The organism is Pelagimonas phthalicica (assembly GCF_004364805.1).
GTDB lineage: Bacteria > Pseudomonadota > Alphaproteobacteria > Rhodobacterales > Rhodobacteraceae > Pelagimonas > Pelagimonas phthalicica.
This window is the reverse complement of sequence record NZ_SOAP01000006.1, coordinates 39,552-62,111: the sequence shown is the minus strand read 5'-3', so window position 1 is coordinate 62,111 and position 22,560 is coordinate 39,552. Positions and strand designations below refer to the sequence as shown.

The window sequence follows — 22,560 nt, the reverse complement described above, 5'->3', positions numbered from 1 at the left end:
AGGGGGTGCAGGGGGATCAAAGTCACGGATGACCCCCCTGCGGTTATGCGCAGTTCAGGCTGCGCATCACTGGTTTCTGAGAGGGATCTTCATCTCGTCCAGCCCGATTTCGCGCACCAGAACCGGAACGCCATAATCCTTGCCGTCCTGAATTTCAGTGCGGAAGTGATACATGGGCTGCATGGCCTGATGATCCTCGGCGCGGAACATCATCTTGCCCTTGGGGGTCTGCCATTCCATGCCCTCCATCGCTTCGATCAGCGCGTCGGTATCCTCGGCACCGCCGGCCTTTTTGATCGCCTCAACCACGGCGATACCCGCGGCCATGCCACCTGCGGTGAAGAAATCCGGCGGGGTGCCGTGGCGTTCAAAATGCTCTTTCACAAGCCATTCATTCACCGGGTTCTGCGGGATTTCATAGTAGTAATAAGTCGCGCCTTCGAGGCCGGGGAGTTCTTTGTAAGCTTTCAGAGCGGCCAGAATGTTGCCCCCCGTGGCGATTTCGACGCCAAAGCGGGACGGGTCCATCGCGTTGATCTTGGACATCGGATTGCCGCCACCGGCCCAGATGATGAAGAGCTTTTTGTCGCCGCTTTCCCCTTCCATCGCGTTGAAAATCCGCTCAGCGGCAGCGGTGAAATCGGTGGTGTCGGTGGGGACATATTCCTCGTGGGCGATCTTGGCCCCGGTGGCCTCAAGCGCCTCTTTGAAGGCCGCCACACCGTCACGGCCAAAGGCGTAATCCTGCGCCAAAGTTGCGATGGTGACACCGTCACCGCCCAGAGCAACCGCGTTGGAGATCGCATCCTGAGACGAGTTGCGCCCGGTGCGGAAGATATAGCGGTTCCAGGCGGAGCCGGTGATGCTGTCGGCCACGGCGGGTTCGACAATCAGCACGCGTTCATATTCCTCGGCAACCGGCAACATGGCCAGCGCCACGCCCGAGCTGACGGGACCAACGGCGATATGCGCGTCATCATCGCCATAGGCCTCAGCCAGCAGCGAACGGCCGGTGGCCGGGTCCAGCTGGGTGTCTTTTTCGATCACGACGATCTTTTCGCCATCAATCTCCATCGTGCCGCCGGTGGCATATTCCAGCCCCATCATCAGCCCGTCATGGGATTGTTTGGCATAGGCCTCGAACGGGCCGGTTTTGCCATAGACATGCGCCACGCGGATCTCAGCGCTGGCCGCGGTGGCCAGAGCCAATGTCAGCGCCGCCACACCGGTCTTCAGAAGTCCTTTCATCTGGGTTCCTCCTCCCATTCGCTTCTCTCTCCTGCAAAATATGAAACATGAATCACTATTCATGTCAACGATTCAGATTTTGGAAAATATTGCGGTTAGGGCCGCCAAAACGCAGAAAACCCCACAGTTCGACGCTGCGGGGTGGGTTGTCATTGAACTTATTTTACATAATCTAGATTATGAGCTGAATATCACGCCCTCGGATGAGCGCTTCCCCAGGCATGCAAGGCGGAAACGACCGGCCCCAAGGCGGTGCCTTTTTCGGTCAGGCTGTATTCCACGCGCGGCGGCACCACGGCATAGACTTTGCGGGCGACGATTCCATCCGCTTCAAGCTCGCGCAACTGTTTGGTCAGGCTGCGTTGCGTGACCGAGCCAACCCGGCGCGACAATTCGTTGAAACGCAGCGTGTCGGAAAGCAGGTGATAGATCACCAGCCCTTTCCACTTGCCCGCGATTTGCTCAAGCGCGTTTTCGACCGGGCAGCCCCCATTGCAATTGGAGTTCTCAAAGCGTTTGACGGGTTTCACAGTATCCATTTGGTACCTATAAGCCGAAATGTTGCGTACTTGTGCAGTATACACCAGTGTTTGTAAGCCTCAAGCCAAGCGGTCAGCGGCCCTCGCCGCCGCGCCATTGGACTGAGGAAAGGACCCAACATGAAAGCCATCGGTTATTACGAAAATCTGCCCAGCAGCGATCCAAAATCTCTGGTTGATCTCGACCTGCCAAAACCAAGCCCGACCGGGCGAGACATTCTGGTCGAGGTCAAGGCGATCTCGGTCAACCCGGTTGATACGAAAATTCGTCAGGGACGCGCCGCCAGCAATGGCCAGCCCGAAGTGCTGGGTTGGGACGCAACCGGCGTTGTGGCCGCCATCGGGCCTGAAGTGACGGGCTATGCGCCGGGTGACAAGGTTTGGTATGCGGGCGATATTTCGCGCCCGGGCACCAATAGCGAATTTCATCTGGTCGATGAACGTATTGTCGGGCGGATGCCGGAAACGCTGGGCTTTTCCGCCGCGGCCGCCCTGCCCCTGACCGCGCTCACTGCCTATGAGATGCTGTTTGACCGTTTGAAAGTCACAGAGCCGGTGGCCGGTGGGGCCAAGGCGGCGCTGATCATTGGCGGGTCCGGCGGTGTTGGCTCAATCGCGATCCAATTGCTGCGCGCCCTTAGCGATGTCTCGGTAATTGCCACCGCCTCGCGCCCGGAAACCCAGGCCTGGGTAAAAGAGCTTGGCGCGCATCACGTGGTTGACCATTCGCAGCCCTTGGCGAAGCAAGTGGCTGCGCTTGGTATTGGCGCGCCCTCTTTTGTGTTTTCGACCACCCATTCCGACAGTTACATTAGCGAGGTTACAAGCCTGGTCGCACCGCAAGGACGCTATGGTTTGATCGACGATCCGGCGGCGTTTGACATCATGCCGTTCAAGGGCAAGAGCATCTCGATCCATTGGGAGCTGATGTATACGCGATCGCTGTTCCAAACCGCCGATATCACCCGGCAACAGGACATCCTGAACGAGGTCGCGGCGCTGGTGGATGCGGGTAAAGTTCGCACAACGACGGATCAGCCGCTGGGCCTGATCACGGCGGAAAACCTGCGCAAGGCGCATGGGATGCTGGAAAGCAACAAGACCAAGGGAAAGCTGGTTTTGGAAGGGTTTCCCGGCTGAGGGTTGAGACAGGGCAGGACAAGCGTCCTGCTCAACGTTGACAATCAGAAGTTCGCTACAGAGGTTCGCGCCCGCCATAGGGGCAGGGTCATGCTGAAAGCATGCCTCTGGCATGAGCGCGAACCGGATCGCAGGCGATCCGGAATATCATCCCCTCACGCGCTAGACCGCCACCGACCCCATGATCGTCTTGATGCCATGAGCAAAGGAACCGGCAAAGCTGCGCCCGCAGAGCAGGCGATAGGATCTGCCCGGCTCGAGGCACAGCACAAAGCAGCCGACATGGTCTATCACCGTGCGCTGAACGCGGTTTGCGCCAAACTCAGCGAGGTTGATGGGGCAGAGGCGTTCCAGGATCGGGGTCAAATCCGCGCCCTGCAGATCAAACACCACCCAGCCATCATTCTGTTCGGTGACCGAAGCCTGATCCCCCAATTCGGTTTTCAGCTCAGCAGCCAGCATTTCCGAGCGGTCGTGATCTGCCAGAACAAACCACTGGTTCGGCCCGCTCCAGAATACAGTGCGGCCCAAGCCATCCTGCCATTCCGACACGGCCACAGCCGCCGCACCGGTCAAGACAGGGCTGAGATCGCCCTGCCCTGCCCGCTCCGCGACCGAAGCAATGGCGAAATCGGGGCGTTCGCTCAGAGTGGCGCTGCCGATCTGGTCGATCATCGCCGCGTCGCGACCAAAGGCGGTGCGTGGGAAAAGAGTGTATTTAGTCACGAAGCCGCGCTCCTTCTGGGTCGATGAAATGCGCACTGACGACGCGCGCCTTGAGGGTCTTGCCTTCGACCGGGTTGGCGGCGTCCACCACCTCTCCGATGCGATCAGAGCCGCGGGCGAGATAACCAAGGGCGATATGTTTGCCCAGATGCGGGGAATAGCAGGCCGAGGTCAGCCAGCCCTGATCATTGGCGGGCTCTTGCGTTGCGCCATCGGCAAAGAGATGCGAGCCAGCGGGCAGGATCTCGGCCCCCATGGATTCAAACCCCACCAGACGCAGCCCGTCATCCTTGGCCAATTCCGAGCGGCGGGTCATCACCGCGCCAATCGAATCCTTTTTGGTTGAGACCAAGCGCGCCATGCCCAGATGCGCGGCGGCGGTTTGACCGTTCAATTCATTGCCTGCGGCATGGCCTTTCTCGATTCTGAGAACACCCAGGGCTTCGGTGCCATAAGGGGTGACGTCAAACTCTGCGCCTGCCTGCATCAGCACCTCGATCAGGCTCTCGCCATAGCGCGTTGGCACGGCGATTTCATAGGCAAGTTCGCCCGAGAAGGAGATGCGGAACAGCCGCGCGCGGATGCCGCCACAGACGGTGATCTCGGCACAGCCCATAAAGGGAAAGGCCTCGTTCGAGATGTCGAATTCCGGGTCGACGATCTTTTGCAGCAGCTTGCGGGAATTGGGCCCGGCCACGGCGTATTGTGCCCAAGCGTCAGTTGTCGAAATCAGCTGCACATCCAGGTCGGGGCGCAGGCATTGGCGCACAAATTCCATGTGGCGATAGACCGGACCGGCATTGGCGGTGGTGGTGGTGACGACGAAATGGTCTTCGGCAAGACGGGCAGCGGTGCCGTCATCCATGGCAATGCCATCTTCGCGCAGCATCAGACCATAGCGGGTCTTGCCCACCGGCAATTTGGCAAATGCATTGGCATAGACCAGATTGAGGAATTGCGCCGCATCCTTGCCCTGCACATCCACCTTGCCCAGCGTGGTCACATCACAGACACCGACAGATTTGCGCACGGCCAGCGCCTCGCGATCCACGGATTGGCGCCAATGGGTTTCGCCGGGCTGCGGGAACCATTGCGCGCGCAACCATTGCCCCACCTCGACAAAGACCGCGCCCTGACGCTGGGCCCAATGATGGCTGGGGGTCAGGCGGGTCGGTTTGAAATCCTTGCCGGTGGACCGCCCCGCCAAGGCCCCCATGGAAACCGGCGTATAGGGCGGGCGAAAGATGGTGGTGCCGGTTTGCGGAATGCTTTGCCCGGTCATTTCCGCCATCACCGCCAGACCACCCATATTGGCGTTTTTGCCCTGATCCGTGGCCATGCCCAGCGTGGTGTAGCGTTTGAGATGTTCGACGGATTCAAACCCCTCTTGATGGGCGAGCTTGACGTCTTTGACGGTGACATCGTTCTGGAAATCCAGCCATTTGCGCGCCTTGCCCTCGCCCACATACCAAAACGGAGTGATTTGGGTGGGCGCATCCTCAGCCTCGGGCAGGTTTGCGGGGGTGACGGGTTGGCCCAGAGCTTCGAGGCTTTGACAGGCCATCTCCGCCCCGGAGTGCAACGCCGCATGGGTGGAAAAATCACCCGCCGCGGCACCGGCCACCGCCATGCCGACGGGCAGGTTTGCGCCCGGCACAAAGGCGGCAATGTCGTCGCGCCAATCAGGGCGGCCGCGTTGATGGCTTGTCAGGGACAGGTTGGGGTTCCAACCACCCGACACGGCCAAAGCGTCAACCGCGAGGGTTTCAACCCCACCATCCGCCTTGCGCACCCGCACTGATTTGAGGCCAAGACGCCCCTTGCTATGAATCACCTGCCCCCGGATCACCTGAACCGGGCTGTCTGGCACGCCCTCGCGCGGGTCGATCACCGCGACGACCTCAACCCCTTTGGCGGTCAAATCGCGCGCGGTGCGATAGGCGTCGTCATTATTGGCAAAAACCGCAACTTTTTGACCGGCGCTGACCGCCCAGCGATTGGCATAGGCGCGCATGGCCCCGGCCTGCATAATGCCGGGGCGGTCATTGTTGGAAAAGGCAATCATGCGCTCCGTGGCCCCGGCGCAAAGCAGCGAGCGTTTGGCATAGATGCGCCACAGGGTTTCGCGCGCGCGGCCCGCGCGTTGCGACAAGGGTAGATGATCGCTGACCCGCTCGACCGCGCTAAAGATACCGTGATCAAAGGCCCCCAGCACCGTTGTCCGCGCCATCAGGCGCACATTGGGCAGGCTGGCCAGTTCGGCCAAGCTGGCTTTGGCCCAATCAGAGCCGGATTGCCCACCAATCTCGATCACTTCGCTGTTGAGCCGACCACCCATCACGAAATCTTCGTCCGCCAGAATGACCTGCGCCCCTGCCCGGCCGGCGGTCAGCGCCGCCATCAGCCCGGCAGGCCCGGCGCCAATCACCAAAAGGTCGCAATGCAAGAACCCTTTGTCATAGACATCCGGGTCATCCTGCATCGACAGCGACCCAAGCCCAGCGGCCTTGCGGATTATCGGCTCGTACAGCTTTTCCCAAAAGGCGCGCGGCCACATGAAGGTCTTGTAATAGAACCCGGCGGTGAGGAAGTTTGAAAACAGATCATTGATGCCCATGGCGTCAAAGGCCAGCGACGGCCAGGCGTTCTGGCTCTGCGCGACCATGCCATCATAGAGCTCAGCCACGGTGGCGCGGGTATTGGGCGTGCGATAGGCCCCTTCGCCGATATGCATCAGCGCATTGGGCTCTTCGGAGCCCGAGGAAATCACACCGCGCGGACGGTGGTATTTGAAACTGCGCCCCATCAGGCGTTTGCCATTGGCCAGCAGGGCCGAAGCCAGCGTGTCCCCGGCGAACCCTTGCAGGCTCTCACCCTCAAAGGAAAAGGAGATGGGCAAATCGCGATCAATCAGACCGCCGGATATGCGGTTGCTTTGCGTCATTGATCCGCCCCCTTTTGGCGCGCCACATCAGCAGCAAATTCGACCTGAGTGATCTCATGCGTCAGCGTGTTGCGCGTCACCACCAGCCAGGATCGGTCGCCCTGTTCATGAAACCAAAGCTCGCGATGTTCGCCCGCCGGGTTGTCGCGCAGATAAAGGTAGTCGTGTAAGGCCTCTGCCGCGCCCTCCGCCATGCCATCGGGACGGTTGAGCAAGCTGGCATCGCCGAGATAGGTGAATTCCTGGGCGTCACGCAGCCCAAGCAAAGGGTGAGGGATCAGCATTCGCCTGCCTCCGAAACGGAATGTTTGATATTGATGTCGCGGATGCGCTCCATCCAGGATTGGCGCAGGGCATCGCATTCGGCCCCGGCATCATAGGCCGGGGTGCAGATGGGTTTGACCTCGCTGAGATCAATCAAGACGATGGCGTTGATCATGTCGGCCAGATCCGGCCAACCCGCGATATAGGGTTTCTTGAGCTTGGCAAATTCGGGCATGTCTGGGCTGACGATCCGCGCCTGCCCGCGCAGACGCACACCTTGCCGGGTCAATTGATCCACAAAGTTCACTTCGATCACAGGACGCTCTGAGATGTTCTCAACCGTTCCGGGCGAGCGGAGATCAGCAAAACCGATGGTCGTATCGTCATGCACCACAAAGGTGCCCTTGGGCGACAGGTTGGGCGTGCCATCCGCATTGGTCGAGGCCACCAGACCCAGCCGCCAGTTTTCAATCAGCTCTTTGGCAAATCTGTTCAGCATCTGGTCCCCCTCAATGCAGGTTGGGCTGTGCGCCCATGCCTTTTTCGTCGATCATCGCACCGCTGCGGAACCGATCGAGCCGGTAGGCAGTGGCGGTGTCATGCGGGGTGTCGGTGGCCAAAAGATGGGCAAAGGCATAACCCGAGGCCGGGGTCGCCTTGAACCCGCCATAACACCAGCCACCGTTGAAATAGAGCCCGTCAATATGGGTCTTGTCGATAAAGGGGGAGCCATCCATCGACATATCCATAATGCCGCCCCACATGCGCAGCAGCCGCGCGCGGCCGATGATGGGCATCAGGGCGACACCGCCTTCGGCCACGTCTTCGACCACCGGCATGTTGCCGCGCTGCGCATAGGTGTTATAGCCGTCAATATCGCCACCAAAGACCAGCCCGCCCTTATCGGACTGGCTGACATAGAAATGCCCGGCGCCAAAGGTGATCACGCCGGGAATGACCGGTTTTAGCCCCTCAGAGACAAAGGCCTGCAAGACATGGCTTTCGATGGGCAGGCGCATCCCGGCCTTGGCCATCACCCGGGACGAATTGCCCGCAACTGCGACGCCCACCTTGCCCGCGCCGATATAGCCGCGCGTGGTTTCGATCCCCAGAACCTTGCCGTTTTCGATGCGAAAGCCGGTGACTTCGCAATTCTGGATGATGTCGACGCCATGTTGATCCGCCGAGCGTGCATAGCCCCAGGCCACCGCATCATGGCGCACCGTGCCACCGCGACGCTGCACCAACGCGCCTTTGATCGGGAAACGCGCATTGTCAAAGTTGAGAAACGGCACCTCTTTGCGCACCTGGTCGGCGTCCAGCAATTCGGATCCGGCCCCGTACAAGCGCATGGCATTGCCGCGCCGGCGAAAGGCATCGCGCTGCGCATCGGTGTGGATCAAGTTCATGATCCCACGCTGCGACACCATGGCGTTATAGTTCAGATCCTGTTCGAGGTTTTCCCAGAGCTTCATCGAGAATTCGTAAAACGGCTCGTTGCCATCCAGCAGGTAGTTCGAGCGGATGATCGTGGTGTTGCGGCCAACATTCCCGCCGCCTATCCAGCCCTTTTCCAGCACCGCAACATCGCGAACCCCGTAAACCTTGGAGAGGTAATGCGCCGTGGCCAAGCCATGACCACCACCGCCGATGATCACAACATCATAAGACGGTTTTGGCTCCGGGTCGCGCCAGGCCCGCCCCCAGCCCTTGTGGCCTTTCAGCCCTTCCCAAAGCAATCGGGCCGCTGAATATCGCATAACAGGTTCTCCAAAGCCGTTTTGAAAACAGCTAAGGCGCGGAGGCGACGTTCACTTTTCTTTTTCGGCCATATCATTGCTGAAAATGGCCATGGCGCAGAATCCTCCCCATTAATACAAAAACCCCGCCAAACGCTTGGTCTGGCGGGGTTTTGAAAGCTATGGGATTGGGTCAGCTCCAGGGATAGGGGCTGTTGGAAACCGGGTGCAATTTACCCTCGGCAAAGCGCGAAAAGCGGAACGGTTCCAGCAAGGTGCTGTTGCGCCCGATGATCTCATCCGCGACCAGCTCGCCGACACCGATCATTTTATAGCCATGGTTGCTATCGGCGATGATGTAGAGGTTTTCGCGCATGGCGTCGAAGACCGGGAAACTGTCAGCGGTAAAGCAGCCAATCCCGCCCGAGGCTTCCTTGTGGTATTTCGGCATGGTGCCTTTGAACCGAGCGTTGCAATGGGCCAGCGCCGACACCCACATATGGGCAAATTCCGGCGAGCTGACAAATTCCGGCGATGAGGGCCCATAGGGGTCAATCGCCACCTCATCGACGGGTGTGTTGACCGGATAGGGCATGGCCCCGCCCTGAATGCCGCCGAAATTGGTGTCAGGCTTGTAATAGATGCCCCACATCTCTTCGGTGATGGTAGAACCATCCACATCCGAGATCAGCGGCGCATCCGTATCTACATGGATCACCGGTGGCAGCTTACCCTCATTGGTCTTAAAGCTTTCTGGATCGACGCGCAGCACGCCCTCTTCGAGTTGCCAAAAGGTCCACATGGATTGGTTATCATGCATCGTGCCATCCGATCCCTTGATCGAGATTTTGGAGGGCAGATCGGCCATATGCCAGAAATCGCGCACCCAAGGGCCGGTGGCGACGACAAGGTAATCACACTCAATGTCGCCCTTGTCGGTCTCAACCCCGGTCACGGCTGAATTGGCCCCATTGGCGAATTTCATGCCGGTCACCGTGATGCCGGTTTGAATGCGCACGCCTTCTGCCTCGGCCATGGTGGCCAGCGCATACATGGCCGGGGCGTTATGGGCAAAGCCACCGCGCTTTTCATGCAGGACCGAGGTGATACCCTGCGCGGTCCAATCGTCAAATATGCCTTTCATATAGGTGTCCGAGTCTTTGGCCCCGTCGATAAAGACGGATTCATAGCCAATCGCCGCCTGTTCCTGATGGATCTGCGCCACATCCTCGCGCATGGACTCCGCCGAGATCTGCATATAGCCGACGGGGTTGTACTGGAACGCCTCGGCATGGGCCTCCCAATGCTGGACAGAATGGGCCATCAATTCGCGCATGGCGGGCTGGAAATAGTTGTTACGCACCACGCCACAGGCGATCCCCGAGGCCCCGGCGGCGATGCCGGTCTTGTCGATGACAAGAATATCCGCGCCCGAGCCTTTGCCTGTCGCCTTGAGCTTTTTGGCAAGATGCAGCGCAGTCGAGAGGCCGTGAATGCCTGCGCCGATGATGAGATAGGGGGCCGATTTGACCATGGAACTTGTCTCCGTTGCGATCAGGCGCTGGGGTTTGGAATGGGTTTGTGGGTTTCGCCTGTTGTTCGGGGAATGATCTTAGCCAAGCCGTGACCAGTTTCGCGGAGCCAACGGACAGGTTTTTGCGAAATCTGGACAAAAGGTGCCATACCAACTGGGAAAGACATATCGTCAAACAACCCCGGATTGCCTTGCAATCCGGTTCGCACCCGACCCCGCCCCCCAGGGCGGGTGCGAAATCTGGACGGTGAGCGCCCCGGTGCCGTTCGGCTTTTATTTGCGCCGATCAGTTCCTTTTTCTCCGCCCTCGGGTTCGGGTGCGAACCTCCGTTACGACGAATCTTAGTGACCCACCAAGTTTTGACGGCTCACCCCTCCGCCCGCCGCTGACTGGGCGATTCCCCATAGGCGTTGCGAAAGGCGCGGGCGAAATTGGACTGGCTGGCAAAGCCGGTGGCAAAGGCAATCTCGGTGATGCTGAGCCGCGACTGGCGCAGCAGCTCTTCGGCCTTGCTGAGGCGGATGCGCAGGTAATGTTGCACCACCGAACGGTCGAGATCGGAATGAAAATGACGCTGCAACTGGCGCGGGCTGATGCCGCAAATCCGTGCCAACTGTTCCAGCGACAGCGGCTCGGCGATGTGATCCTCCATCAGGCGAATGGCCACCAGCACCTTGGGATGTAGCATGATGCCATCGGAATCGATCAGGCGCTGTTCATCCTCGGCGGGTCTGACATGGGTGTGGATGAACCAATTGCTGACCTCTGTGGCCAGCTCCAGCCCATGGCGCGCCTGGATCAGCGCATACATCATGTCCAAAGGTGCCACGCCCCCGGCGCAGGTCGCCCGGTCGCGATCCAGCACAAACAGGCGCTTTTCCGGGGTCAGCATGGGAAACTCTTCGCGCAGCGCCTCCATATGTTCCCAATGCACCGTAAAACGGCGATTCTTGAGCAATCCCGCCCGTGCCAACACCACCGCGCCGCCAGAAATGCCGCCTATCAATGTGCCGTGACGATCCAACCGACGCAATTGCGCGCTGATCTCGTCAATCTCAAGAGCAAAGGGATTGCCACCGGCAATGACAAACAGGTTTTCGACATCCTCCTGATGATCACCCATCGGCTGGGTGTCGAAATATGCCCCACAAGAAGAGGACACCGGACCACCAGAGCCAGAGACATAGAGCGGCTCATACAGGGTTTCCCCCGAAATATAATTCGCCGCCCGCAGCGGTTCGATCGCCGAGGCGGCTGACATCATCGCGAAATTCGGAGTCAGCAAAAACCGAAAGGTCTGCATTGGCGCATGTCCTATTTCGTCAAACCTATGACCAGATTAGAACCACACCTGGCACCGGTCCAGCGCATAATCGACAGAAACCCAACCGGAGCCGACGCGGTGACCCGTCAAACGACCTTCGAATTCATCCTGATTGACGCCTTTTCCATGGTGTCCGTTGTGACGGCCATCGAACCCTTGCGCGTGGCCAATCGGATTTTGGGCGAAGAGCGCTATGTCTGGTATGTCACCCAAGAGGCCGGGGCCCCACCCGAAGCCTCAAACGGGTTGAGCCTGCCCACGCAGCCGATCCAGCCCGATGATGTGGCGGTCGATTACACCTTTCTTTGTGCCGGGATGCATACCCATCCCCGCGATGCCACCCGGCTATACGCGCTTTTGAACCGCCGATACGCGGCGGGCAGAACCGTGGGCGCGGTGTCATTGGCCCCGGCCATTCTGGCGCGAGCCGGGCTGTTAAAAGACAAGCGCTGCGTGATCCATTGGGAGGGGCTGGGCGCCTTTGTCGAAGAATTCCCGCATGTGGAAATTCTGAACGGGCTGTTCGAAATCGACGGGCGGGTCATCACCTCTAGCGGCGGATTGGCCATGCTGGATCTGTTTCTGGACATCCTGAAACGGGATCAGGAAAGCTGGTTGGTGCAGGCAGTGTCAAACCAGTTGCAGATCGGGCAGGCGCGCAGCGGCAGTGATCGCCAAAGCGCAGGCCAGTTTCGCCTGCCCGTTACCGCGCCGCGCATGATGCACAAAGCGCTGGCCGTGATCGACCAGACCCTGGCCGCGCCATTGTCACCGGATTCTCTGGCTGACCAGATCGGCACCTCGCGCCGCACCCTGGACCGACGGTTTCAGGAATTCACCCAAAGCACCGTCGCCGAATTCTACCGGGCGAGGCGGCTGGAACAGGCCCGCGGCCTGCTGCGCTATTCCAATATCTCGATTCTGGACGTGGCCCTAAGCACCGGCTTTCCCACCGCGTCCTATTTTTCGAGCCTGTTCAAATCCGCCTACGGGCTGTCACCGAAACAATTCCGCAAAGCCGCCAGTTAGGGTTTCCCATGCTTCATCAAACTTTTGCCAGTTCAGCCCGCAAAGTCTCGCTTCGCAGCGTCCCCGCGACCCCAACCCATCGCTTTGTCATGTTCCTCACGCCGGGCTTTTCCCTGCTGAACATGAGCGGCTTTCTCGAAGCTCTGGATCTGGCCAATCGCTTGCTCGGGCGCGAGGCGTTTCATTGCGCGCTCTGTTCCGAAGACGGGTCACGAGTGCGCGCCTCTTGCGGTGTGATGATCCCGGTTGAGGCGGCGATGAACCAGCCCAAGGGCTCTGACAATGTGATCTTTAACATGGGCGCGCCGGTGGATTCGCTGGCGCAGCTCAGCGCATCGGCCAAGACCTGGATCAAATCCGCCTTTCGCCATTGTAAATCCGCGGCGATCATGGGGGCCTCGACCGAAGCCCTGGCGCAATCAGGATGCCTGACGCAATCGGCAACCTATTCGGTACATTGGCGCAATCTCGACTTTCTGCGCGAGACCTATCCAGAGCTGGAATTCAGCCGCTCGGCGTTGAATATCGGCGAACGCTGCGCCTCGGCCATCGGGGCGACGGCCGGGGTTGATTTGGCGCTGTGGGCGATTGACAAGAATGCCGGGCCCGACCTGGCGCGCAAATGTGTGGATGAGCTGAATTATACCGCGCAATACAAGGTGCAAACCCTGTCCAGCGACGCTCATCCGGCGCTGTCCCATATCGACAATGACAAGATCCGCAGCGTGGTGGCCGAGATGGAGCGCTGTATCGAAGACGTGCCCACCGCCCAGTATTTCGCCGATTTCGCCGGGATTTCCGGGCGCCAGCTAGAGCGGCTGTTCCAAGAGCATCTGGGCCTGCCGCCCAAACGTTACTTTCTGCATCTGCGGCTGGAACGCGCGCGCAACCTGCTGCTGAAAACCGAAATGAGCGTGATGGAGGTCGCGGTGGCCATCGGCTTTGGCACCTCAAGCACGTTTTCCAAGAAGTTCCGCGCGCATTTCGGCCAGGCCCCGGGGCAAATCCGCCGCGGTCGGGCGGCATAGGTAGCGACTTTTGACTACAGAGGTTCGCACCCGATCCCGAGGGCGGCTCGCAAGATTAAGATACTTGTTTAGCCTCCACGCCAGCGACGGCTTTCCCCACGTTGCAAATTCGCACCCGCCCTGGGGGGCGGGTCGGGTGCGAACCGGATTGCAAAGCAATCCGGGAAATCCTTCCAAAAACCTGCAAGCCAAACCCACGCGATTTTCAAATCAGAACAAAAGCTCCTGTCACCCCATTATGACTGGCCCCGCCCCCCGGCCCCGGTCATAAACAAGGAAACCCATTCGCGGCAGGAGCGCCCCCCATGTCCACCTATTACGCCCCCAAGGGCGGCCTGCCTGGTCAGGATCAATTGCTGACCGACCGTGCCATTTTCACCGATGCCTATGCGGTGATCCCCAAGGGTACGATGCGCGACATCACCACCAGTTTCCTGCCTTTCTGGGAGGACACGCGCCTTTGGGTGATTGCCCGCCCGATGACCGGCTTTGCCGAAACCTTTTCGCAATATATCATGGAGGTCGCGCCCGGCGGCGGCTCGGACCGCCCGGAAACCGATGCGCGCGCGCAGGCGGTGCTGTTTGTGGTCGAGGGCGCGATCAGCCTCAGCGTCAACGGCGACACCCATGTGCTGGAACCCGGCGGGTATGCCTATCTGCCGCCCAATTCCGGCTGGACCCTGCGCAATACGGGCGATGCCCCGGCGCGCTTTCACTGGATTCGCAAAGCCTATCAGGCGGTTGACGGTCTGGACATGCCCGATGTTCTGATCCTCAACGAACAAGACATCGCACCCATACCAATGCCCGACACTGATGGCAAATGGGCCACCACCCGCTTTGTCGATCCCAGCGATCTGCGCCATGATATGCATGTCACTGTTGTGACCTTTGAACCCGGCGGAGTGATCCCGTTTCTGGAAACCCATGTGATGGAACACGGGCTTTATGTGCTCGAGGGTAAGGCCGCCTATCGCCTGAACAATGATTGGGTCGAGGTCGAAGCCGGCGATTTCATGTGGCTGCGCGCCTTTTGCCCGCAGGCCTGCTATGCCGGGGGGCCGGGCAAGTTCCGCTATCTGCTCTACAAAGACGTGAACCGCCACGCGCCACTGGGGCTGTAGGAAACAGGGGGGGTGCCCCTCGGAATGCGTCCCTCTTTACGGAAGGCGCACTATGTCATACACTGTATGACACAAACCGACGCAGGAGCACGCTTTGGGCACCTCTCCTTATTCCATCCGTCTTGATGACGAGCTGCGCAAATCGCTGGAACGCGAGGCCGAGATCGAAGATCGTCCGCCCGCGCAACTGGCGGTGCGCGCCATCCGCTCCATGCTCGAGGCCAAGGCCGCCAAGCGTGAAGCCATCGAAACCGCCCTGCAGCAGGCGGATGAAGGGCGGTTCATTTCCGCTGAGGCGATGACTGACTGGATCGACAGTTGGGACAGCGAGGATGAATTGCCCATGCCCGTCGCGGATATCACGCCCAGCCGCTCATGAAACTTGTCTATCTCGAAGAGGCCGCGCAGGATATCGCGTGGTTTCGCTATTATTATCGTTCGGTCTTTCCCGAAGGCAGCGCCAAGGCCCGCGCCCATCTGAAGGCGATACAACAGACGCTGGCCGCCAATCCTTATGCTGGCCACCCGTCGGAGATCCGCCCGGACCTGCGCGAGCTATCGATCCCGCGCACGCCCTTTACCCTGATCTATCGCGTCACCCAGACCCAAATCGAAGTGCTGCGCCTATGGGACGACCGCCAGGGCGGCGGGTTTTGACGTGGAACAGCGGTTCGCACCCGAGCCCGAGGGCGGAGAAAAAGGAACTGATCAGCGAAAGTAAAAGCCGAGCAGCGACGGCGCGCTCACCGTTCAAATTTCGCACCCGCCCTGGGGGCGGGGTCGGGTGCGAACCGGATCGCGGGCGATCCGGGAACTGAAAGTATAGATTTCAGCGCTTTAAATGCGGCTTGATGTTTCAGATTAAGATCTAAACGCTCTAAATATCGAACTTCACCCCTTGCGCCAAAGGCAGCTCGGCCGAGTAGTTGATCGTGTTGGTCTGACGGCGCATGTAACCTTTCCACGCATCCGAGCCGCTTTCGCGCCCGCCGCCGGTCTCTTTCTCGCCGCCAAAGGCCCCGCCAATCTCGGCACCGGATGGGCCGATATTGACATTGGCAATGCCGCAATCCGAACCGCCCGCCGAAAGAAAGGTCTCGGCCTCGCGCATGTTCAGGGTGAAAATGCACGACGACAGCCCCTGCGGCACGCCATTTTGCAGCGCAATCGCCTCGTCCAGCGTGTCATAGCCCATGACGTAAAGGATCGGGGCAAAGGTCTCGGTCTTTACCGTGTCGGTTTGGCCGGGCATTTCAACGATGGCCGGGTGGACATAAGCCCCCTCGCCCACACCCGAAGCTGCGCCGCCCCCATGCACGGTGCCGCCTTCGCCCTTGGCTTGCTCCAGCATCGCCGCCATACGGTCGGCGCTGGCCTGGTCGATCAGCGGCCCGATCAAGGTGCCGCTGTCACGCGGATCACCGATGGGCAGGCTGGCATAAGCGGCGGCCAGTTTGGCGACCAGATCATCCTTGATCGAATGATGCACAATCAAGCGCCGCAAGCTGGTGCAGCGCTGACCCGCCGTGCCCACAGCCGAGAAGACGATGGCGCGAATGGCCATATCCAGATCCGCCGACGGCGCGACGATCATGGCGTTGTTGCCGCCCAGTTCCAAAATCGGACGTCCCCAGCGCGCCGAGACTTTCGGGCCAACAATACCGCCCATCCGGGTCGAACCGGTGGCAGAAACAATTGGCACATCGCTGGAATTGACCAGCACTTCGCCAATCTCCGGCCCGCCAATGACCAATTGCACCAGCCCCTCGGGCGCATCGCCAAAGCGCTCCAACGCGCGGGCCATGATCTTCATGCAGGTCAAAGCGGTCAGCGGGGTTTTCTCGGACGGTTTCCAGATCACCGGATCGCCGCAAACCAGCGCCAGCGCGCTGTTCCAGGACCAAACCGCGACAGGGAAGTTAAACGCGGTGATCACGCCGCATGGCCCCATCGGGTGCCAGGTTTCCATCATGCGATGGCCCGGACGTTCCGAGGCAATGGTCAGACCATAAAGCTGGCGCGACTGACCCACGGCGAAATCGCAGATATCGATCATCTCCTGCACTTCGCCCAGACCTTCGGAAATGATCTTGCCGGCCTCAAGCGTCACAACCGCGCCCAGCTCATCCTTGGCGGCGCGCAGCTCTTCGCCGAGCAGGCGGACCAGCTCGCCGCGGCGCGGGGCGGGAACGCTGCGCCAGGCTTTGAATGCCTCTTGCGCCTTGGCGATAACGCCGGGCATGTCGCTGGCCGGGGTTTCGGCCACATGGGCAACGATGGCCCCGTCAATGGGCGAGCGAACCGCCAGGCTGCCGCCCGTCAATTCAGCATCGGCAAAGCCAGCGGCTTTCAATACGTCAGAATGGCTCATCGGATGTCTCCTTTGCGAAGTCAGGTCACAAGGCCGCGCTGATCGGCGCGACCCATGGAAATCAAAAGCGGGCTTTCCGCTTGCTGTGTTTGAAACTCGGCTTTGCTGGTCATGCCGCGCCATTGCGCGGTGATCAGCGATTGCGCCACCGCGCCGCCCAGCGTGGTGCCGGGGCCGGTGATGATGAACAGATCGGGGGCAAATTCACGCGCCGCCACCTGAATGGCGCGGGTAAAATCATAGGTTTCAACCACCTGATGCCCCAGCGTGTAATCCCAAAGCGCCTGACGATCACAGGCCCCCGGCCACCAGATCGCCCCGCGCCCGTCAATCAACGGCAATTTGGGCTGGTCAAACAGGTCCGGCGACAGGCGCGCGCGCCCCTGATCACTGATCGGCTGCATCATTGCCGAATGAAAGGCGGCGTGATTGGGCAGGCGCAGCGGAAATTGCTCTTGCTTTGGAACAGCGGTTTCGAACGCGGTCAGCCCGGCCTCATTGCCCGCCAATACCAGCATTCCACCCAGATCAATCGACAGGGTCAGCACATGATCCGGGCGGGCATTGATCTCATCAAGTTGCGCCAGCAACGCGGCCTTGCGCGCTGGATCGGGCTGCCAGTCATCGCCGCAATGGGGATAGACCAACTGCCCGCCAATCAGCGCCTCTTGCATCAGGGTGCCCATGGTGTTGACCACATCAAACCCAGCCTCGGGCGTCAGCGCGCCGCCGCAGGCCAGCGTTGAATACCAGCCCATGGAATTGCCGGTCACGGCGACAATCTCGATGTCATCGCGGATAGAACAGGCATCGCCATAGCTCGCCGCGTAAATCAGCGCCGAGGCATTGTCGCCCCGCGTGTGCCGCGCATTGGAAAAGCGTTGCGCGCTGTCCAGATCGCTCAGGCTATCCTGCCCCAAAGCGCGGCGTTTTTCATCGAAGTGCCGCAGCAATCCCGCATCAGGGAAATGCCGCGCCAGCGTGCCCAGCTCAGCCTTGTTATAGGTCCCGCGACCGGGGCAGATCAAAACAGCGGTGGTCATGCTTTGCCCTCCACAGCCGATTTCGCCGCCTCATAGATGCTGTCCGCCGAGGGCATGGTCGCGCCATAGGCGGGGCCCGTGGCGATAAAGCTATCCTCGGCCGCAAGGCGCGACACCGGCACATTGCAACGCTCGGTAAAGAGGGTCATCAGCGCCTCGGACACCCCGCCGGTACGGCGGGTTTCGTCAACCACCAGAATGCGTTTCGCCCCGGCAACCGCATCGACCAAACCTTCTTCGGGCAAGGGGGACAGCCAGCGCGTGTCGATCACACGTGCCTTGACCCCTTCGGCCTCAAGCCGCGCCTGGGCTTGCAACGACAGGTAATAGCCATTGGCAAAGCTCACGATGGCCAGATCATCGCCCTCCCCGGCCACGCCAACCTCGCCAAAACCAATGCGTTCATCCCGCGCCGGATAGGTGGTCATCCAACCGCCATCGCCCGCCGCGTGCAGATCGCGCATCGGGTAAAGCGCGATGGGTTCCAGGAACACCACCAACCGTTGTTCTTCGCGTGCCAACCGCACGCATTCGCGCAGCATCCGCGCGCCATCCGCGCCGTTTGACGGGCAAGCCAGAATGAGCCCCGGAATATCGCGCAGCACCGCAACCGAGTTGTCATTGTGGAAATGCCCGCCAAACCCCTTTTGATAGCCAAGCCCGGCAATGCGCACGACCATCGGATTGGTGAATTGCCCGCGCGAGAAAAACGGCAGGGTCGCCGCCTCGCCGCGCAGCTGGTCTTCGGCATTGTGCAGATAGGCCAGGAACTGAATTTCCGGCATCGGGATAAACCCGTTCTGCGCCATGCCAATCGCCAGCCCGAGGATGGATTGTTCATCCAGCAGCGTGTCGATCATCCGATCTGATCCAAAGCGGTTGATCAGCTTTTGCGTCACGCCATAGACGCCGCCCTTGCGCCCGACATCCTCGCCCATCATGACGATTTCACCGTGATCCAGCATCAGATCGGTCAGCGCCCAGTTCAGGATGCGGCTCATCGGTTGCGGAGTGTCATGCGCCTTAAGGTCAGCGCCAAAGGCCTTGGCACGATCCTCATCACTTGGGCCATTGGTTGGCGCGCAGTCGCGTTTGGGCGGGATGATGCTGGCCATCACATCGCGCGCAGTTTTCAGATGCGGGCGAGTCGCGGCCTCGGCGGCGACGCGGTTCACGCGGGCGCGGGTCTCTTCATAGATGGACAGCGCTTCATCGCCGCTCAGCGCGCCAGCCTCTTGCAGCAGGCGGGCGCTGTGCAGCAGCGGATCATTGGCCTCATCCTGTTCAACCTCGGCCCGCGACAGATAAGACGTCGCCACATCCGCCCCGGCATGGCCATAAAGCCGCACGGTGCGCAGGTGCAAAAACGCCGGTTTGCGCCGGTTGCGCACATAATCCGCCGCCTCTTGCGCCACGCGGTAAGTGTCAAACATATCCAGGCCATCCGCATGGAAATACTTGATCCCCGGACGGGCGCGGAATCCGTCGGCGATCCAACCCTTGGGCGTCTTGGTCGAAATCCCGATCCCATTGTCTTCGCAAACAAAGAGCAGCGGCAAAGGCACTGATTGATAGCTGGTCCAACCCGCGGTGTTAAACGCCCCTTGCGCGGTGGAATGATTGGCCGAGGCGTCACCAAAGGAACACATGACAATCGCGTCTTCGGGGTATTCCCTATGTTCCGGCGCATGGCGGCGCGCCGCGCCAATGGCATAGGCCGCCCCCACCGCTTTGGGCAGGTGCGAGGCAATGGTCGAGGTTTGCGGCGGGATATTCAGCGCCTTTGAGCCCAGCACCTTATGCCGCCCGCCCGAGGTCGGATCCTCGGAGGAACAGGCAAAAGACAGCAGCATGTCCCAGGCCATGTTCTGGCCCGGCACCTGCGCGCCCCGCGCGATCTGAAACCCGGCATCGCGATAATGCAAAAAGGCCGGATCAGTCGGGCGCAAGGCCTCGGCCACGGCTGCCATGCCCTCGTGACCTGATGAGCCGATGGTGTAAAACCCTTTGCCCTCTTTCTGCATCACCCGGCTGGTCAGATCCAAAGCCCGGCTCAGGCATTGCGCGCGAAACAGGCCCACCGCCTGTTCCTTGCTCAGCGGGCCAGCGGGGGGTTTGCCCTTGGGCAAATTGCCGGTTGTGACTTTTTCGCGAAAATTCTCTTCGACGATAACAGCGCGATCCATGGTTTACGCCTCTTTGTTCAAATAATCACCCAGCCGCGCCAGCCCTGCGTCCAGGGCGTCGTCGGAATAGGCAAAGCTCAGTCGGAAATGGCCGGACAGGCCAAAGGCACGGCCCGGAACCACCGCCACATCAGTTTCATCCAGCAACCGGGCGCAGAAATCCCCGTCACTCTCGCCTTTGCGCAGCGCGTCTTTGCACGAGGGAAAAACGTAAAACGCCCCATCCGGCACCGGGCAGGCGATCCCCGGCAGCGCGTTCAACCCCGCCACCACCTTGTCACGCCGCGTCTGGAAAATGGCGCAGCGGTCGCGCAACAGATCGCGTGGCCCGTTCAACGCCGCCAGGGCCGCCGCCTGCGCCACCGAACAGGCACCCGAAGTCGATTGCCCCTGCAAGGACACCATCGCCTTGATCAGCGGGGCCGGGCCAATGCCCCAACCAATACGCCAGCCAGTCATCGCCCAGGCCTTGGACACGCCCGACACGATCAGGGTACGTGGGGCCAGCGCAGGCGCGGCGGCGGTAAAGCTGACAAAGGGGGAAAAGCTGAGATGCGCGTAAATTTCGTCCGAGATCACCCAGACCTGCGGGTACCGTTCCAACACCTCGGCCAAAGCGGCAATTTCACGAGCGCTGTAAATCGCGCCGCTTGGGTTTGAGGGTGAATTGAGCATCAGCCAACGGGTTTTTGGCGTGATCGCCGCCTCTAGCGCCGCGGGCGACAGTTTAAACCCGGCCTCCATCGGGCAAGGCACCGTCACCGGCCTGCCCCCGGCCACCACAACCATATCGGCGTAGCTGGTCCAGAATGGCGTGGGCAAGATTACCTCGTCGCCGGGGTTCAGCGTCGCCATGAGGGCATTGGCCAACACTTGCTTGGCGCCGGTCGACACGATCACCTCGGCCATCTGGCGACCATGTTCCTGGGCTATCGCTTCGCGCAGGGCGGGTGTGCCAACGGTTGCGGTATAGCGGGTCTCTCCGGCCAAGGCGGCCTGATGCGCCGCCTCAATAACAAAATCAGGTGTCGGGAAATCCGGCTCTCCGGTCGACAGCGCGACCACATCGCGCCCCTGATCGCGCAGAACCTTGGCGCGTTCCGAAATGCGCACGATCTCGGACAGCTCGATGCCGCCCAGCCGATCCGCCGCACGAAACGCGCTTGGGTCCATGGCCAAAGCGTCATCCGGCATAACGTGCGCCGTTCTTGGTTTCAAAGAAGGCCGCCAGCGGGATGTCCTCTTGTTTGAGGAAACCCTGCCCCGGCAACGTGCCCGCGCGTACCATTTCGATCACCGCCACCACGCTGGACGCCGTTGTCCAGGCAATCGCCGTGCGGTGTTTGCCGGCAATCTCCAGCGGCATCAGCGCGCGGACAAATTCACGCCGCCCCAAAGCGCCATCCTTGGTGCCCTCAGCCGCCACATGAATATAGACCACATCATCCTGAACCGGCGGCTTGGCATTGACTAAAATCTCGCCCGCCTCTTTCTTGCGCTCGCGCATCAGCAGCTCGTGAAAGAAAAAGTTCATCAGGTCGACATGACCGGGATAGCGCATGGTTTTGTAATCGATATTGGGCACTTTCCCCAGATAGGTCTCGCACATGGTGCCCAGCCCGCCCGAGGTGGTAAAGGCCTCCAGCTCGATCCCGCCGATCACGATCTTTTCGATCCATTCCATTGGCGACACCCATTTATGTTCGCCATTCTCCAGCACTTCGCAATCGTTGAGATATTCGTTCACCACCCCTTCGGGCGACCAGTTGAAAGAATAGCCCATCAACCCGGTCGGGTGCTGCGGCAGCGCGCCAACGCGCAACTTGCAGGATCGGCAATCCTCAAATTGTGCGATCAGATCAGCGGCCACGATGCCGACAAAACCGGGGGCCAGGCCACATTGCGGGGCCATCAACCCTTTGGAGGTTTTGGCGAGTTCGAGGATCTCCTTGGTGGTTGGCACATCCTCGGTCAGGTCGAAATAGTGGATCCCCAACCCATGGGCGATACGCGCCACAGCAGAGTTGAGGAAATAGGGCAGGCAGGACAGAACCGCATCCGCCTTGCCAAGCGCGCCCTTTAGCGCCGCCTCGTCCGAGACATCCAGCGCCGCTGTGGCAAAACCCACCCCTTCAAGCTTGGGATTCATGTCATAGCCAGTGACGGTGAACCCTGCCTCGCTCAGCAACTCCGCCGCCAATGCGCCAACTTTGCCCAGACCCAGAACCGCTACAGATTGCATGACCTCTCCCTTTTTGGTCGCATTGCTTTGGCAAAAGCGTAGCGATTTGACTCATGCTAAAAAACGGGCAATTTAGGC

Annotated in this window: 20 protein-coding genes; 6 read left to right on the top strand and 14 right to left on the bottom strand. The window is 60.4% G+C overall.

What is annotated here, in order from left to right; translation table 11 throughout:
* Positions 1-66: 66 nt before the first annotated feature.
* Positions 67-1,248 (bottom strand): substrate-binding domain-containing protein, encoded by a 1,182-nt coding sequence (locus CLV87_RS22780; RefSeq protein ID WP_099249646.1) that lies wholly within the window; start codon positions 1,246-1,248, stop codon positions 67-69.
* A 191-nt stretch (positions 1,249-1,439) separates the two neighbouring features.
* The gene (locus CLV87_RS22775; protein ID WP_099249643.1) at positions 1,440-1,787 is read right to left on the bottom strand and encodes a winged helix-turn-helix transcriptional regulator; all 348 of its coding nucleotides are present in this window, start codon (positions 1,785-1,787) and stop codon (positions 1,440-1,442) included.
* Positions 1,788-1,907: 120 nt separating this feature from the next.
* On the opposite strand from CLV87_RS22775, the gene CLV87_RS22770 reads away from it, so the two are divergent.
* Positions 1,908-2,927: a zinc-binding alcohol dehydrogenase family protein gene (locus CLV87_RS22770; protein ID WP_099249641.1), complete on the top strand. Its 1,020-nt coding sequence runs from the start codon at positions 1,908-1,910 to the stop codon at positions 2,925-2,927.
* 162 nt (positions 2,928-3,089) lie between these two features.
* Here the strand turns inward: CLV87_RS22770 and CLV87_RS22765 are convergent, their stop codons facing one another.
* From CLV87_RS22765 to CLV87_RS22735, 7 genes are all read right to left on the bottom strand, one after another.
* Entirely contained in the window at positions 3,090-3,653 is a 564-nt protein-coding gene (locus CLV87_RS22765; RefSeq protein WP_133840890.1) for a sarcosine oxidase subunit gamma, read from the bottom strand.
* On the bottom strand, positions 3,646-6,597 hold the full coding sequence (locus CLV87_RS22760) for a sarcosine oxidase subunit alpha family protein (RefSeq protein WP_099249636.1): 2,952 nt from the start codon (positions 6,595-6,597) through the stop codon (positions 3,646-3,648). The genes CLV87_RS22765 and CLV87_RS22760 overlap by 8 nt, the downstream gene beginning before the upstream one ends.
* The gene (locus tag CLV87_RS22755) at positions 6,594-6,881 is read right to left on the bottom strand and encodes a sarcosine oxidase subunit delta (protein ID WP_099249634.1); all 288 of its coding nucleotides are present in this window, start codon (positions 6,879-6,881) and stop codon (positions 6,594-6,596) included. Before CLV87_RS22755 ends, CLV87_RS22760 begins: the two co-directional genes overlap by 4 nt.
* On the bottom strand, positions 6,875-7,360 hold the full coding sequence (locus CLV87_RS22750) for a pyridoxamine 5'-phosphate oxidase family protein (RefSeq protein ID WP_099249632.1): 486 nt from the start codon (positions 7,358-7,360) through the stop codon (positions 6,875-6,877). The genes CLV87_RS22755 and CLV87_RS22750 overlap by 7 nt, the downstream gene beginning before the upstream one ends.
* Positions 7,361-7,370: 10 nt before the next feature.
* Positions 7,371-8,621, bottom strand: coding sequence for a sarcosine oxidase subunit beta family protein (locus CLV87_RS22745; RefSeq protein WP_099249630.1), 1,251 nt, complete (start codon positions 8,619-8,621; stop codon positions 7,371-7,373).
* Between the two features lie 172 nt (positions 8,622-8,793).
* On the bottom strand, positions 8,794-10,134 hold the full coding sequence (locus tag CLV87_RS22740; protein ID WP_099249628.1) for an NAD(P)/FAD-dependent oxidoreductase: 1,341 nt from the start codon (positions 10,132-10,134) through the stop codon (positions 8,794-8,796).
* Between the two features lie 368 nt (positions 10,135-10,502).
* Positions 10,503-11,438, bottom strand: a complete 936-nt coding sequence (locus CLV87_RS22735; protein ID WP_235872043.1) for a GlxA family transcriptional regulator — start codon at positions 11,436-11,438, stop codon at positions 10,503-10,505.
* A 99-nt stretch (positions 11,439-11,537) separates the two neighbouring features.
* Here CLV87_RS22735 and CLV87_RS22730 point away from each other — a divergent pair, with 99 nt between their 5' ends.
* The 5 genes from CLV87_RS22730 to CLV87_RS22710 all read left to right on the top strand — a co-directional run bounded on the left by CLV87_RS22730 (position 11,538) and on the right by CLV87_RS22710 (position 15,297).
* On the top strand, positions 11,538-12,488 hold the full coding sequence (locus CLV87_RS22730; RefSeq protein WP_176556056.1) for a GlxA family transcriptional regulator: 951 nt from the start codon (positions 11,538-11,540) through the stop codon (positions 12,486-12,488).
* Between the two features lie 8 nt (positions 12,489-12,496).
* Positions 12,497-13,516 carry a GlxA family transcriptional regulator gene (locus tag CLV87_RS22725; protein WP_099249624.1) on the top strand — a complete coding sequence of 340 codons (1,020 nt, stop codon included), beginning with the start codon at positions 12,497-12,499 and terminating at the stop codon, positions 13,514-13,516.
* A 305-nt stretch (positions 13,517-13,821) separates the two neighbouring features.
* Positions 13,822-14,640, top strand: coding sequence for a bifunctional allantoicase/(S)-ureidoglycine aminohydrolase (locus tag CLV87_RS22720; RefSeq protein ID WP_099249622.1), 819 nt, complete (start codon positions 13,822-13,824; stop codon positions 14,638-14,640).
* A gap of 94 nt (positions 14,641-14,734) precedes the next feature.
* Positions 14,735-15,019 (top strand): CopG family ribbon-helix-helix protein, encoded by a 285-nt coding sequence (locus tag CLV87_RS22715; protein WP_099249620.1) that lies wholly within the window; start codon positions 14,735-14,737, stop codon positions 15,017-15,019.
* Complete coding sequence (locus tag CLV87_RS22710; RefSeq protein ID WP_099249618.1) at positions 15,016-15,297, top strand: type II toxin-antitoxin system RelE/ParE family toxin; 282 nt, start codon at positions 15,016-15,018, stop codon at positions 15,295-15,297. Before CLV87_RS22715 ends, CLV87_RS22710 begins: the two co-directional genes overlap by 4 nt.
* Positions 15,298-15,517: 220 nt before the next feature.
* On the opposite strand, the gene amaB is transcribed toward CLV87_RS22710, so the two are convergent.
* From amaB to CLV87_RS22685, 5 genes are read right to left on the bottom strand one after another with little or no spacing between them, the layout of a single operon-like run.
* Positions 15,518-17,011 carry an L-piperidine-6-carboxylate dehydrogenase gene (gene amaB, locus CLV87_RS22705; RefSeq protein WP_099249616.1) on the bottom strand — a complete coding sequence of 498 codons (1,494 nt, stop codon included), beginning with the start codon at positions 17,009-17,011 and terminating at the stop codon, positions 15,518-15,520.
* Positions 17,012-17,031: 20 nt separating this feature from the next.
* Positions 17,032-18,054, bottom strand: coding sequence for an ACP S-malonyltransferase (locus CLV87_RS22700; protein ID WP_099249614.1), 1,023 nt, complete (start codon positions 18,052-18,054; stop codon positions 17,032-17,034).
* Positions 18,051-20,240: a dehydrogenase E1 component subunit alpha/beta gene (locus CLV87_RS22695; protein WP_133840889.1), complete on the bottom strand. Its 2,190-nt coding sequence runs from the start codon at positions 20,238-20,240 to the stop codon at positions 18,051-18,053. The genes CLV87_RS22700 and CLV87_RS22695 overlap by 4 nt, the downstream gene beginning before the upstream one ends.
* Positions 20,241-20,243: 3 nt before the next feature.
* Complete coding sequence (locus CLV87_RS22690; RefSeq protein ID WP_235872042.1) at positions 20,244-21,434, bottom strand: pyridoxal phosphate-dependent aminotransferase; 1,191 nt, start codon at positions 21,432-21,434, stop codon at positions 20,244-20,246.
* Complete coding sequence (locus tag CLV87_RS22685; RefSeq protein ID WP_099249610.1) at positions 21,424-22,482, bottom strand: saccharopine dehydrogenase family protein; 1,059 nt, start codon at positions 22,480-22,482, stop codon at positions 21,424-21,426. Before CLV87_RS22685 ends, CLV87_RS22690 begins: the two co-directional genes overlap by 11 nt.
* Positions 22,483-22,560 lie beyond the last annotated feature (78 nt).